Raw genomic sequence first — 14556 nt, 5'->3', positions numbered from 1 at the left:
AGATGACCGATCAAGCCATCGCGCTAATACCTGAACCTGTTCGCAATTCCGATGCCGTCGCCGGCCAGTGGAAACTCATCTGGCGCCGCTTCCGTCGCCATCGGCTGGCGCTTGGGGCAGGCATCGTCATCCTGTTGATTTACCTGGTTGCCCTGTTTGCTGAGGTGATCGCCCCGGTTTCATCGCAGACCTACGATTCCCGCTACACCTATGCGCCACCCCAGCAGATCAAGTTCGCCGGCTACGACGCGGCTGGGCAGTTTCATCCGCTCTACGTCAACGGCTATTCGATGAAGGTCGACCCGATTGCACTCAGCCGCAATTACCAGACCGATCCGGCCATCGTCATCCCGCTCGGCTTCTTCGTCAAAGGTGAACCCTACCGGTTCTGGGGGCTGTTCGATTTCGACCGGCACCTGATCGGCCCGATCGAAATGGGCAAACCATTCTATCTGTTCGGCGCCGATCGGCTAGGCCGCGACGTCTTCAGCCGGACGGTGCACGGCACCCGCGTTTCGATGTCGGTCGGGCTGATCGGGGTGTCCATCAGCCTCATTCTCGGCATCATCCTCGGCGGAATCTCCGGCCTCTATGGCGGTTGGGTCGACGATGTGATCCAGCGCTCCATCGAACTCATCAACTCGATCCCGACCATCCCGCTGTGGATGGGCCTTGCGGCTGCCGTGCCGATCAGCGCCGATCCGATCCTGGTCTATCTGTGGATCACAATTATCCTCTCGCTGATCGGCTGGACTGACCTGGCGCGGGTGGTGCGCGGGCGCTTCCTGTCGCTTAAGACGGAGGATTTCGTGATCGCCGCCCATCTCGATGGCTGTTCGCGAATGCGCATCATCTGGCGGCACATGGTCCCATCCTTCATGAGCCACATTATTGCCTCGGTGACGCTCGCCATCCCGACGATGATCCTTGCCGAGACCGCGCTCTCCTTCTTGGGCATCGGACTGCGCCCGCCGGTGGTGAGCTGGGGCGTGCTGCTTCAGGAGGCACAAAACATTCTCGCGGTCTCAAGCGCGCCCTGGCTGTTTCTTCCGGGCCTGGCGGTAATCGTCACCGTGCTCGCCCTCAATTTCCTCGGTGATGGATTACGCGATGCTGCAGATCCCTATGAATACTAATTCCAATTTCGCCGCGGCCGGCGGTGGGCACGCCGATCGCGACGCGCTGATCGAGGTCGACGACCTCAGGACCCACTTCTTCGGCGGTGCGGGCACGGTGCGGGCTGTCGACGGTGTTTCCTTTTCCATCCCCCGCGGCAAGACGGTCTGTGTCGTCGGCGAATCCGGTTCGGGCAAGAGCATTACCGGCCGCTCGATCCTCAACCAGGTTCCCCGCGGCGGGCGGATCGTCTCGGGCGCAATCCGCTACCGGCCCGATCCGGCCGCACCCGCCATTGATCTCGCGTCGCTCGATCCGCGCGGCCGCGACATGCGGGCAATCCGCGGCGCCCAGATCGGCCTGATCAGCCAGGAGCCGATGGCAGCCCTGTCACCTGTCCATACGATCGGCAACCAGATGGTGGAGGTGATCCGCCTGCATCTGAAGATGGGAAAGAAGGAGGCGCGCGAACATGCCATCGAGACGCTGGCGCTGGTAGGCATTCCCCGGCCGGCCGAGCGGATGGAAAGCTACGCGTTCCAGTTTTCCGGCGGCATGCGCCAGCGCGTCTGCATTGCGCTGGCGCTTGCCTGTCGCCCCAAGCTCTTGATTGCCGACGAGCCGACCACGGCGCTCGATGTGACCACCCAGGCCAATATCCTCGACCTGCTTGCCTCGCTGCAGGCCGAATTCGGGCTCTCTGTGCTGTTCGTGACTCATGATCTCGGCGTGGTGGCCGAGATCGCCGACGAGGTCGTCGTCATGTATGTCGGCCGGGTCGTGGAGGCGGGCGATGTCGACACGATTTTCCACGCGCCGGTCCATCCCTACACCAAGGCGCTGCTGCAATCGGTGCCGCGCATGCACGGGCGACCGAGCGAACGGCTCGCGACCATCGACGGCATGGTGCCCTCGCGTTTCCATAGGCCCGAAGGCTGCAGCTTTCATCCCCGATGCAGAGACGCGAGGGCGGGTCTCTGTGATCGGAAGGACCCCGGATCCGTCGTCATCGGTGACGGGCACGTCGCCAGCTGCCTGCTTTACGAGGGAAGACAATGATGACCGATCCCATGACGCAGCCAAGCCCGTTGCTCGAACTGAACAATCTCAGGATGCATTTTCCCATCCGCAAGGGGGCATTCCGGCAGGTGGTCGGGCATGTCAAGGCGGTCGACGGCGTTTCGCTTCGCGTCCAAGACGGCGAGACGCTCGGCATTGTCGGGGAATCCGGCTGCGGCAAGTCCACGCTTGCCCGCACCGTGCTGCGCATCTATCGGCCGACCAGCGGAGAAATCCGTTATCGCGACCGCAGCGGCGGCACGGTGGATCTCGCGGCACTGTCAGGCCCCGCCCTCAAGGAAATCCATCGGGACCTGCGCATTGTGTTTCAGGATCCGCAATCCTCGCTCAATCCGCGCCTTCCCGTGATCGACATCATCGGCGAAGTACTTGGTGTCAACGGCATCGCCAAGGGCCGGGAACTCGAGCACCGGGTCGCCGAGCTGATGCAGAGCGTCGGTCTGCGGCCTGAATATATGCGCCGCTATCCGCACGCTTTCTCCGGCGGCGAACGCCAGCGCATCGGCATCGCCCGGGCTCTGGCCTCCAATCCGCGCCTGGTGATCGCCGACGAGGCGGTTTCGGCGCTCGATGTCAGCGTCCAGGCGCAAACCATCAACCTGCTGCAGGACCTGCAGGAACAGTTCGGTCTGACCTATCTGTTCGTCGCCCACGACCTCTCGGTTGTCCGGCATATCTCCGACAATATCGCCGTCATGTATGTCGGCCGGGTCGTCGAAAAGGCGCCGACGGAGCAGATCTTCTCGCGCCCGCTTCACCCCTACACCGAAGCGCTGCTCTCGGCGGTGCCGATCGCCGATCCGAGGATGCGCCGCCACGGCCGGCGCATCCGGCTGGCGGGCGAGGTTGCCGACCCCGCGCATGCGCCGCCCGGCTGTGCCTTTCATCCACGTTGCCGCTACGCCACCGAGCTTTGCAGGCAGGAGCTGCCGGCGTTGCGCACCGTCACCGTCGATGGGCACGAAGTTGCCTGTCACCACGCCGAATCCCTGACCCTCAATCCTTTCGCCGATCGTACCGTTCCGGAGTTCAATTGATGCCCGAATTCATTCCACGCTCCGAGCAGCGTCCCATTGTGGATACCTCCTCCAGGACGCTCGATCTCATTTACTTCGATCTCGTCGCGCTTCCGGCCGATGGTCGGGACACGCGGCGGCTGCCCTTGCACGAAAGCCTCTACGTCGTGCTGTCGGGGCAGGTGGATATCGAGGTGGATGAGATCACGTTCGAAGCTGTGGGCCGGCGAGCCGATATCTGGAGAGGCGATGCGGACGCGGTGTATGCGCCCGTCGACGCCAATGTCCGGATATCGGCCCGTGGCGGCCCGGCGGAAGTCGCCATCGCCGGCGGTCTCTGCGACACGCGCTACGCCCCGTTCCGGGTCACGCCCGAGGAGGTCGACGCGGTCAATGTCGGCTCGCCCGACACGCATAGCCAACGGCGGATCGTCCACCTGCTCGGCCAACGGCAGAACGGCCGCTGCGGCAACCTGCTGGTGAGCGAACTCTATGCCGGCGAGGGCTGCTGGTCCGGCTATCCGCCCCACAAGCACGATACCGAAGACGGCGATGCCGAGACCCTGCACGAAGAACTCTATCACTACCGCTTCCAGCCCGAGACCGGCTTCGGCAGCCAGATCACCTATGACGACGACGGTCCGGTCAAAATCCTCATGACCCGCAACGGCGATACCGTCCTGGTCGATCGCGGTTACCACCCGACCGTCACGTCGCCAGGCCATCGCGGCTACATCTTCACCATCCTAGTCGGCAAGCATCGCCGCGGGCTGATCCAGCGCTTCGATCCCGCCCATCAGCATCTGACGAAGACCATCCCCGGTATCGACGCGATGCGCGACAAATTCAAATAATCCCGCTCCTGGCGTCGTGTGCCGGCATTGTGGCGCACCGCCAGACTTCCGCCCGAGGAGAGACGACCCCATGCGTGATCGTACGCGAATAAATGTCGACGCCAGTGAAGCGCTACGCCCGTTCAACCGGTTCTGGCGCGGCACCGGCTTTTCGCCGGCGGAACTGCTGCTGGAGCCCGAGATGCGCCAGATGCTCGCCTATATCGGCGGCCTGCCGAATGAGGGCATCAAGTTCCTGCGTGTGCATTATCTCTATAATCTGCTGAGTGCGAAGGGCGGGGGCGGCTATGACTGGTCCCTGCTCGACCGCGCGCTCGACGTGGTGATCGAACATCGGCTGAAGCCGTTTTTCGAGCTGATGGGTAATCCGTCGGGTCTGTTCACCGATTATGAGGATATGGATCAGGTCAAGCGCTGGCGGGACCTCGTGACGACGACGGTCGACCGCTATGGCGCGCGCTACGGCATGGACGAATTGCGCAAATGGTATTTCGAAACGACGAACGAGGCCGATTCCGGCTGGTGGACTTACGGGATCAAGGGCTACACCAACTATTACGACGCCTGCGTCGCCGGGCTCGACGCCATCGACCCGAACCTGCCGATGGGCGGGCCCGGCACTGCCCGCACCCTCTCGCCGATCTTTCGCGCCCTCACGGCCCATTGCGACAGCGGCACGAGCTGCCTGGGCGGCGACGGTCCGCCGCGCATCGACTACATCTCTGTCCACGAAAAGGGCGTCAATGGCAGCAAGGACGACCTGACCCCGAATACCAACGCCATCGTCGATCGGACGCTTCTCGTCGTCGACTATCTCAAGGAGCACCATCCGCGGCTTGCCGGCCTGCCGATAGTCAACGACGAATGCGATCCGCAGCTCGGTTGGAGCGATCATCACAGCTGGCACGGCAAGGCTTACTATGCCGGGATCATCGCCCGCATCATCGAACAGCACGACCGGCGGATCATCGCCCCGAAAGCGGCTGATTTTACCTTCCTCAGCAATGACCACGCCTTCATCGGCGGCTGGAGCCAGCGCACGATCTTTGCCTATTTCGGCTCGCGCAATTTCACCAAGGCGCAATGGGAGCACAAGACCAATCTCGATACGCTGGTCACCGACATCGATGCCGCGCCACCGTTCGACATCATCAAGAAGCCCGGCCTCACCTCGATGGAACTGCTGGCAACTCTTGGAGATACCGTCTGCAAGGTGACCGCCGAACCGCCGCTTGCTCCCGACCAGGACGGCCTGGCGATCCTGCCGACGCGGCTGCTGGGCGGCGGTGTCTCCATCAGCCTCATCCATAGCGTCGATGCCATCAACCGTTCAGGCCGGACCGCTGTGCGCCTCGAGGTGAACGGGCTGGTTCCCGGCCGCCACGCGCTGTGCCTGCTGCGCATCGATGAGGAATTCACCAATCCAATGGAGGTCTGGGAGGCTCAGCGCGACGAAAGCAATCCACGAGGGCCTTTTGAACCAGTCTGCGCGCCGCCTCAGCCGACGCAGGCGCAGTTTGCCGAACTGCGCCGCGCCCAGGAGCCCGCCTTGCTGCATCCGATCAGCACCTTCGAATGCGACGAAGGCCGGATCAGCGTCAATCTCGACGTGCCGTTGCCATCGCTGACGCAGGTGCTTGTCGTTCCCGACATCGGCGCGCCCCCGGCCGCACCCACGGGTCTCGTCGTCGAGCGCTACCTCGGTCTCGGTGGCCGGGAGGAGCGCATGCTGTTCTGGGCCGCCGGCGATACCAGCCCCGCCGTCTTCTACGATGTCCTGGTCAGTACCGACGGCGCGGCTTTTGAAAGGGTCAGTCCCGCGCCGCTGATCTCGACGGCATTCCTGCACATGTCGCCGCCGGAAGGCGCACGCTATGCGGTGTGCGCCCGTGATGCATTCGGCCGCCGCAGCGAACTTTGTATCTCTCGCGCTTGAACAGCGCGCCTTTCGGTCTGGGATCTGATCCATGGATATCGCCTATTTCACCAAAACCCTGGAAGGCCTGCCGCTGGAGACGGCGGCGGAGATCACTGCGGAGCTAGGGTTCGACTGTGCCGATCTCCTCGTCCGCGATGGCCACACCGTTTGCCCCGACCGGCCGGAGGCGATCATCAAGGCCGTCAAGCTCTTTGCCGCGTCCGGCCTGCGCACGCCGATGGCGTCGATCGACGCCACACGGCCCGACGATGCCGCGTCCCGGCTTCTTTCCTGTTGCGCCGAGGCCGGCATTGGCCAGGTCCGGCTTGGCTTCTGGCGTTATGATCCGTCGCGGCGCTGGCAGGTGCAGGTCGATGCGGCGCGGCGTGATCTCGACGGCTTCGAGCGCCTGGCAAATCAATTCGGTGTCAAGCTGACGGTCCAGCTTCACGGCGGGACGCTGCACGCCTCGGGCGCGCTGGCGATGCAATTGCTGGCCGGTCGCGACCCTACCAGGATCGGCGCCTATCCCGACCCGGCCAATCAGTTCATTCGCGAGGGAACGGAGGACTGGCGTCTGACCCTCGATCTTCTGGATCCGTGGTTCTGCTGCATGGGCGTCAAGAACTGCGGCTGGTTTCCCGGCGCTTACGGAGCCGACAGCCAACGTGCCTGGCACTCGGATTGGTATGGGCTCGATGACGGTATGGTCCCCTGGAACGACATCATCCCGCATCTGGTGACCACCGGATTTGCCGGCGTGCTCTCGATGCATTCCCAATACCGGGTTCCACGGGAACAGGCGCTCGACAAGGCCCGCGCCGATCTTGCCCATCTCAGGCGCCTCGTCGCCGCAGCGAAAGAATAGAAGCATGAACAAACAGGCTCCCGTCATCGCCGTCCTTTTGACCGAAAAGACCCGCCGGATGATGCTGGACGATGCGGCGATTGCCCAGTTGAACGCCCTTGGCGCGGTGCGCTGGCCGGCCGGTGCCACGATCGATACAGGCGATGTCGGCCAACTGCTGCAAGGGGCGACGGCCTGCCTGACCGGATGGGGTACGCCGCCCTTCGATCCCGCCGCGCGGCAGCGCCATCCGCAACTTGTCCTCGTGGCCCATTCGGCAGGCAGCATCCGCACGCTGATCCCGGCGCGGCTGTTCGATGACGGCCTTCGCGTCAGCCATGCCGCCTCGAAAATTGCCGCCTCGGTTGCCGAATTTGTCGTTGCCGAAGCGCTTCTCGCCATGCGCGGTATTCATCGGCTGCATCATGCATTGCGTGGCGGCGGGGAGTGGCTCGACGTTCGCGCCGCCGTGCCGCAAAGATTGCTCGGCGCCAGAACGGTCGGCATCGTCGGCGCCGGATATGTCGGCCGGGCGGTGATGCGCCTGCTCGTTCCATTCGGCTGCCGGGTGCTGGTCGTCGACCCCTATCTTGACGACCGCGAGGCTGCCGCACTCGGCGTCGTCAGGGCCGGATTGGATGAAATGCTTGAGCAAAGCGATGTAATTTCGCTGCATGCGCCCGTGCTGCCCGAAACCCGTCGGATGATCGGCGTCCGCGAACTGGCGCTGCTGCGCCCCGGTGCGCTATTCATCAACACGGCGCGCGCAGAGCTGGTCGATGAGGCGGCACTGCTCGCCGAGATTCGGTCCGGCCGCATCGAGGCAGCTCTCGATGTTTTCGACAATGAACCGCTGGCTGTGGATAGCCCGTTCCGCGACCCCCAGCTTACCAATGTCACCATTTCACCCCATGCCGCCGGCCACACCGAAGAGGCGCATCTCGCCCAGGGGCAGGCCATGGTCGATGAGATAGGCCGGCTGCTCCGCCGTGAACCGCTTCACCACGAAGTGTCGCGCGCCATGCTCGACCGGATGGCATGAGCATGGACAGAAACACGGGAGGTTCGGTGAAGGCGCCGCGCGTCAGGATCGTCGAGATCGACGCTTTCGAGCGCGACATCAACCTGCGCCTGCCATTCCGCTTCGGCGCGGCGACGCTCGAAAAGGCGCCGCAGGCCTTTCTCAGGGTGCGCGTCGAGAATGAAGAGGGGAAAACTGCCATCGGCGCTGCCGCCGAAATGATGGTGCCGAAATGGTTCGACAAAAATCCGGCGCTGACACCGGCGCAGAATGTCGATCAATTGCGCGGCTCGATCCGCACCGCAGCGGCTGCGTCGCTCGAGGCCTCCGCGCCGACAACCTTGTTTGCCGCCGCAAGGCTGAACGAGATGGAAACCGTGCGGCGCCTGCCCGGAAATCCTTTGGCCGCCGGTTTCGGACCTTCGCTTATCGCTCGCGCAGCACTCGATGCCTATTGCCGTCTTGCCGGCATTTCCTTTTTCGATGCGGTGCGCCAAAACCTCGTCGGAATCGGCGGCCCCTTGTTGCCGGGCGACATCGACGCCGACGCCGCCTCTGCGGTGCTTGCCGGCCTTCGCCCAGCCGGCTCGATCTCGGCCCGGCATACGATCGGGCTTCTCGATCCGATCACCGAGGGCGAGATTGTCGATCCCGTCGATGACGGCCTGCCGCAGAGCCTCGAAGCGGTGATCGCGCGCTACGGCAATCGCTGGTTCAAGATCAAGCTTTCGGGCACGATCGATGCCGATATCGACCGCCTGGCGCGGATTGCCGCCGTGCTGGATCGCCTGCCCGACTACCGGGTGACGGTCGACGGCAACGAACAATTCGGCGCCGCCGAACAGCTCGGCGCCTTGCTGGCGCAAATCGAGGCCATGCCCCAGCTGGCCAGGCTGCGCGCCGCCATTGCCTTTGTCGAGCAGCCGTTCTCGCGCGAGATCACTATGGAAACGCCGCTCGGGGATCTGGTGGCGCAATCGCCGTTCCTGATCGACGAGAGCGACGATGGCGATGGCGCCTTTGCCCGCGCCCGGGCGCTCGGCTATACCGGGGTCTCCTCGAAAACCTGCAAGGGCATTTACCGTTCGCTGCTGAAGGCGATCCGCATCAAAACAGGAACGGTGCCTGGGTTGTTCCTCTCGGGCGAGGATCTGACGTGCCAAGCCGGGCTTGCCGTGCAGCAGGATCTGGCGCTGGTCTCGCTTCTCGGTCTCTCCCACGTCGAGCGCAACGGTCATCACTATGTGGCCGGCATGCAAGCGGCACCGCAGGCGGAGAAAGCGCGCTTTGCCGCGGCCCATGCCGATCTCTACGGGCAGGGCGCCGACGGACCGTTGCTGTCGATTCGAGAAGGTCGGATTGCCATCGGTTCGCTCGGGACAATCGGCTATGCCAGCGGCGCCTTGCCCGATTTCGAAGCGATGAAGCCGCTATCCGACGAATAGCAGGACGCGCAGGCGGCTTGAGGCCGCCTGCGGGGGAATACGTCCCGCGGCCTTGTTCCGGGGAAGAGGAACGCGGCCGAAGAGGTTGCCGTCACCGGCCGTTGTTTGGTGGGTCATCGCTGACCTTGCCCTCGCCTTGACTGCTCGGGTTGGAAATCGATCGCCGCGTGATCGTTGGACGCATGCGGTTTATCTCCGGCGATGTCCTGGGCCAGCCCGATCCGGTGCAGCAGCCGTTTGAGGACCTGTTCCAGATCATCGACGAAGGTGAAGATGACGGGGATGACGATGAGGCTGAGCAGCGTCGACATCGCCACGCCGCCGATCACCACGATCGCCATCGGCTGGCGGAAGCTCGAATCCCCGCCCATCAGGCTGAGCGCGGCCGGTAGCATGCCGCATGCCATGGCGATGGTGGTCATGACGATCGGCCGTGCGCGCTTGTGGCAGGCATCCACCAAGGCGTCGAACCTGGCCATGCCACGCTGACGCGACATGATCGCATATTCGATGAGCAGGATGGAGTTCTTCGTCACCACGCCCATCAGCATGAGCAGGCCGATGACAACAGGCATGGAGAAGCTCGTTCCGGTCAGCACCAGCGGCACCAACGCGCCGCCGAGAGAGAGCGGCAGAGCCATCAGAAGCGTCAGCGGCTGCAGGAAATCGTGGAAGAGCAGGACGAGGACCGCGTAGATGCAGAAGACGCCGATCGCCATTGCCAGCGCAAAGCTCTGGAACAGTTCCGAACTGCGCTGAAGTTCGCCCTGGTTGACCAGGGTGACGCCCGAGGGAAGATGACGAAGCGCCGGCAACGCCAGCGCCTCACGGTTGACGTCGCCGAGAATGCGGCCGTTGAGTTCGACGGAAAGGATGACGTTGCGCATCCGGTCGATGCGGTCGATCTCCGACGGGCTGCCGCCGATCCTCACGTCGGCGATCGATCCGAGATCGACGTTGCCGTTCGTTCCCGCCACCCGCATGTTCTTGATGTCGTCCAGATTGGTGCGCGTCTCGGGCGAGAAGCGGACGACGATGGGAATCTGCCGCTGAGGCAGGTTGAGCTTCGGCAGGTCGGAGGAATATTCTCCGTTCGTTGCCACGCGCACGGCCTCGGCGACGGCGCTCGACGTTACCCCGAGTGCGGCGCTGCGCGCAAAGTCGGGTGTGATCTGGATCTCGGGCGCCTGTCTGGCCGCAGTCGACGTCACTGCTCCGATGCCCTGCAGCGAGCGGAGCTGTTCCTCGAGCGCCGTGCTGGCGCTGTCGAGCACGTTTGCGTCGTCGCCCGCCAGCGTGATCTCGAGCTTCGTGCCATTGCCGCCTCCGCCGACCTCCACACGCACGCCAGGGAGGACGGAGAGCGCCTGTCGGATGTCGTTTTCGATTTCCGATTGCTTGCGATTGCGCTCGTCGATGGGCGGCAGCACGGCAACGATCGTCGCCGATCCGACATCGCTGGTGGTGCTGGCGTCGGGGCCGCCGCCCGAGGACGTCGAACCGACGGCTGAAAAGACATGCGTCACGTCGGGAAGCTTGCCGATGATATCGGCGGCCTTCCTGGCCGTGGCATCCGTCTGCTCGATGGTGGCGCCCGGCTGCATGGTCAGCGTGACCTGGGTCCGCGCGTCGTCGGACGCGGGCAGGAAGCCCGATTTCAACAAGGGGATGGTCGAAAGCGAGAGCGCCACGACGATGGCAGTGACGGCCACCGTGGTTTTCCTGCGGTTCATGGCGGCCTTCACAATGGCGATATAGGCGCGCATGATCCGGCCATCCTTCTCCTCGGTCGGATGCGCCTTCATGAAATAGCCGGCCATCATCGGCGTCAGCAGGCGCGCGACCACAAGCGAGGCGAGCACCGCGACGGCGGCGGTGATGCCGAACTGGCGAAATATGAGGCCCGGTATGCCGCTCATGAAGGCCGTCGGCAGGAAGACCGAGACCAGCGTGAAGGTGGTCGCAATGACCGCAAGTCCGATCTCGTCGGCCGCTTCGAGGGCGGCGTCGACCGGCCGCTTGCCCATCTGCAGGTGGCGGGCGATGTTCTCGATCTCGACGATGGCATCGTCGACGAGGATGCCGACCACCAGCGACAGCGCAAGCAGCGTGACGATATTCAGGCTGAAGCCGGCGAAATACATGACAAGGAAGGTCGGTATGACCGACAGGGGCAGCGCCACGGCCGACAGGATCGTCGCCCTCCAATCCCGAAGGAAAAGCCAGACGACGATGATCGCCAGGATCGCCCCTTCGTAGAGCATGTGCATCGAACCATCGTAGTTGCCGATGATCGGGCCGATCGTGCTGTAAGCCTCGTCGATCTGCACGTTGGAATGCTTGGTGGCAAACTGCTTGATCGCCTTGTCGACATCGGCGGCAACGCCGCTGTCGGAAAATCCGTTCGAGCGCTTGATCTCGACCGCGATCACCGGCTTGCCGTCGAGATAGGCCATCGAGGAGCGCTCGGCGAAGCTGTCAGTGATGGATGCGACGTCATCGAGGCGAACCTGCTGGCCGTTCGCCAAAGAGATTTTGAGCCCCTTTAGAGCTTCGACCGATGGCAGGGCGCCGAGCGTGCGCAAAGTCTGGCGGGTGCCGCCGATTTCGCCAAGCCCGCCCGATATATCCGTCTGCACTGCCTTTAGTTGCGACGACACGGTGGCGGCGGTGACACCCAGCGACGCCATGGTCGCGGGATCGAGATCCACATGAACCTCACGGTCGATCCCGCCGATGCGGTTGACTTGACCGACACCGGACACCGACAGCAGCGCCTTGGTCAGATCATTGTCGACAAACCAGGAAAGTTCGGTCTCGTTGAGAGCGGTCGAGCGAATGGCATAGGTGACCAGCGCGGAACTCTGTACGGTGACCTTGCTGACGCTCGGCGTCTCTATCTGCGCCGGCAGATCGCCCTTGACGCTGTCGACGGCATTGCGGACTTCGTTCAGGGCAGTTTCGCTGTCTTTTTCCAGCTTGAAGGACACCTTGGTCGAAACGGTGCCGTCCGTGATCGTCGTGGTGATATGGTCGAGATAGCTAAGGGCGGCAAGACTATCCTCGATCTTCCGGGCCACCTCGGTTTCGAGCTGCGTCGGCGCCGCGCCGTCGAGCGTAGCGGTGACGTTGATCGTGGGAAGGTCCATGTCGGGGAAATTCTGGATCGGCAGCTGCTTGAAGGCCAAGAGCCCACCGACTGTCAGCATCACAAACAGCAATATCGCCGGTACGGGATTGCGGATCGACCAGGCTGAGAAGTTCATCAGTTTGTCTCCGCAATCTTAACGAGGTCGTTGTCCGACAGGAACGCGCCGCCTGAGCTCACCACCTTCGACGAGCGATCGATGCCGGAGACGATTTCCACCTCGCCATTGTTGCGGCGGCCGGTTTCCACCCTGACCTTTTGCACCCGCTGATCCTCACCTGAAGTGAAGAGGTAACTGATGCCGTCCCGGAACACGATCGCCGTCTCGGGAACGGTCAGCGCCGGAGAGGTCTGCAGTTCGATATTGCCGGTGACATAGAGGCCGGTGCGCGGACGGACGTCTGCGGGAAGCGCCACATAGACGATTGCCCGGCTGGTATCGGTGCTGACCGACGGCCCGACAAGTCTCACCTTGCCGTCAATGGCATGGCCGTCCGGTCCGCTGATCTTGACGCTCAAACCTTCCGAAATGCGTGGGAGGTAACGGGCTGAAACTTCCGCCTGCCATTCGACCCGCTGCTGGCGAACCATGCGGAACAGCTCGGTGCCGGCGGAGACGACAGCGCCGAGATTGGCGGACCGGGACGTTATGAGACCGTCGTCGACGGCAGTAATGGTGGTCTGCGCAAGCTTGATCTTTTCGCTGTCGAGTGCCGCCTCTTCAGAGGCGAGGCTTGCCGTCGCCGTCTGCTCGTCGGCCAGATATTCGACGATCTTCTCGTCGGAAAGCGCGCCCGAGGGTCGGAGCTGCCGCGCCCTATCGGCGTTGGCCTTGGCCTTCGAAAGACTTGCCTTGGCAGTCTCGACGGCGGCTTCCTGCTTGCGAAGATCGGCGAGCACGCTTTCTTGGGAAAGCCGGACGAGCGTCTGTCCCTTCGTGACCACGGAGCCGACATCGACCAGGACATCGGTTATGCGCAGGCCGCTGGTTTCTGAGGCAATGACCGCGTCCTGCCAGGGTTTCAGCCATCCGCTCGCCGGAACGGTGTCAGGCCAGTTCCGCTGCGCCGGCGCCGTCAGAGAGACGGTGAGAGCGGGAGCTGCCACCTGCTCGGCTGCGGCATCGCGGAGGGGGAAGAAAAGCGCGACCGCAACGAACGCGGCGGCGAATGGTTTGGATGGTTTTCTCAACGATGCACTCCTTGTGGTCAAAGGCATCGCTGCCTTTCCCGATCCGCGATCAGCTCGATGACGGATTGCGGCTCATGCACGGCAATCCGATCGCAGCTCGCGTCGATGTCATGGCAGAATAGGTAACGGGGCGAATGTTAAGTGCGGTCAAGTTGGTGTTAAGTTAGGTAAAACTTGGCCGCGCGAGCGCGTTTGGCTGTATGGATTGCCGGGATTAAAGACGGATAACGTGAATGAACAAGGTTCTCCTCATCGACGACGATGCCGAGCTGACGACGCTTCTGCAGGAATATCTGGTCGAGGAAGGATATGATGTCGTAACGGATACGGACGGCCGCGCCGCCATTGCCGCGGCCGCCGGCAATACGGTCGATATCATCGTGCTCGACATCATGATGCCCCGGATGAACGGGATCGAGGTTCTGCAGCGGATCAGGAAGTTGAGCCAAGTCCCGGTTCTGATGCTGACTGCAAGAGGCGACGATGTCGACAGGATATCGGGCCTCAATCTCGGCGCCGACGACTATGTGCCGAAACCATGTTCGCCGGGCGAATTGGCGGCGAGGCTGCGGGCTATCCTGCGCCGCGCCGGTCAGCCGGCGGCCGGTGTATCGACCGACACGATCAGGGGAGGACAGCTCGTGCTCCATTCCGGCAGCAGAAGCGCTGAATGGCGCGGCGAGACCTTGGAGTTGACCGGCACCGAATTCAGCCTGCTCGGGGTTCTCGCCCGCAGCGCCGGCCAGCTGGTGTCGAAGCAGGAGATTTCGAAGCGCGCCTTCGGCAAGCCGCTCACGCCGTTCGACCGCCGTATCGACGTCCATATCAGCAGCGTTCGCCAGAAACTCGGGCTGCGGGAGGACGGGCAATCCTGGATCCAGTCCGTCCGCGGCCAGGGCTATCAACTTCTCGTGGACTGA

At 63.4% G+C, this 14556-nt stretch carries 11 protein-coding genes; 9 read left to right on the top strand and 2 right to left on the bottom strand.

Features of this window, described 5'->3' with window-relative positions:
* Positions 1-2 precede the first annotated feature (2 nt).
* The 8 genes from RCCGE510_RS25755 to RCCGE510_RS25720 all read left to right on the top strand — a co-directional run bounded on the left by RCCGE510_RS25755 (position 3) and on the right by RCCGE510_RS25720 (position 9297).
* Positions 3-1136, top strand: coding sequence for an ABC transporter permease (locus RCCGE510_RS25755; RefSeq protein ID WP_007634853.1), 1134 nt, complete (start codon positions 3-5; stop codon positions 1134-1136).
* A complete protein-coding gene (locus tag RCCGE510_RS25750) occupies positions 1126-2175 on the top strand; it encodes an ABC transporter ATP-binding protein (protein WP_007634851.1) in 1050 nt (349 codons plus the stop codon). The genes RCCGE510_RS25755 and RCCGE510_RS25750 overlap by 11 nt, the downstream gene beginning before the upstream one ends.
* Positions 2175-3233 carry an oligopeptide/dipeptide ABC transporter ATP-binding protein gene (locus RCCGE510_RS25745; RefSeq protein WP_007634850.1) on the top strand — a complete coding sequence of 353 codons (1059 nt, stop codon included), beginning with the start codon at positions 2175-2177 and terminating at the stop codon, positions 3231-3233. The genes RCCGE510_RS25750 and RCCGE510_RS25745 overlap by 1 nt, the downstream gene beginning before the upstream one ends.
* Positions 3233-4066, top strand: coding sequence for a 5-deoxy-glucuronate isomerase (locus RCCGE510_RS25740; protein WP_007634848.1), 834 nt, complete (start codon positions 3233-3235; stop codon positions 4064-4066). Before RCCGE510_RS25745 ends, RCCGE510_RS25740 begins: the two co-directional genes overlap by 1 nt.
* Before the next feature lie 70 nt (positions 4067-4136).
* A complete protein-coding gene (locus RCCGE510_RS25735) occupies positions 4137-6002 on the top strand; it encodes a hypothetical protein (RefSeq protein WP_007634846.1) in 1866 nt (621 codons plus the stop codon).
* A 31-nt stretch (positions 6003-6033) separates the two neighbouring features.
* Entirely contained in the window at positions 6034-6852 is an 819-nt protein-coding gene (locus RCCGE510_RS25730) for a TIM barrel protein (RefSeq protein ID WP_007634844.1), read from the top strand.
* Between the two features lie 4 nt (positions 6853-6856).
* The gene (locus tag RCCGE510_RS25725; RefSeq protein ID WP_007634842.1) at positions 6857-7873 is read left to right on the top strand and encodes a hydroxyacid dehydrogenase; all 1017 of its coding nucleotides are present in this window, start codon (positions 6857-6859) and stop codon (positions 7871-7873) included.
* Positions 7870-9297, top strand: coding sequence for a mandelate racemase (locus RCCGE510_RS25720; protein WP_037079704.1), 1428 nt, complete (start codon positions 7870-7872; stop codon positions 9295-9297). Before RCCGE510_RS25725 ends, RCCGE510_RS25720 begins: the two co-directional genes overlap by 4 nt.
* A 113-nt stretch (positions 9298-9410) precedes the next feature.
* Here the strand turns inward: RCCGE510_RS25720 and RCCGE510_RS25715 are convergent, their stop codons facing one another.
* On the bottom strand, positions 9411-12563 hold the full coding sequence (locus tag RCCGE510_RS25715) for an efflux RND transporter permease subunit (protein WP_007634839.1): 3153 nt from the start codon (positions 12561-12563) through the stop codon (positions 9411-9413).
* Positions 12563-13663: an efflux RND transporter periplasmic adaptor subunit gene (locus RCCGE510_RS25710; RefSeq protein ID WP_192815348.1), complete on the bottom strand. Its 1101-nt coding sequence runs from the start codon at positions 13661-13663 to the stop codon at positions 12563-12565. Before RCCGE510_RS25710 ends, RCCGE510_RS25715 begins: the two co-directional genes overlap by 1 nt.
* A 206-nt stretch (positions 13664-13869) precedes the next feature.
* Between RCCGE510_RS25710 and RCCGE510_RS25705 the strand changes: the two genes are divergently transcribed.
* Positions 13870-14556, top strand: a complete 687-nt coding sequence (locus RCCGE510_RS25705; protein WP_007634835.1) for a response regulator — start codon at positions 13870-13872, stop codon at positions 14554-14556.

It is taken from the genome of Rhizobium sp. CCGE 510 (assembly GCF_000292525.1).
GTDB lineage: Bacteria > Pseudomonadota > Alphaproteobacteria > Rhizobiales > Rhizobiaceae > Rhizobium.
The sequence above is the reverse complement of the archived record's forward strand: the minus strand, read 5'-3'. Positions and strand labels throughout refer to the sequence as shown.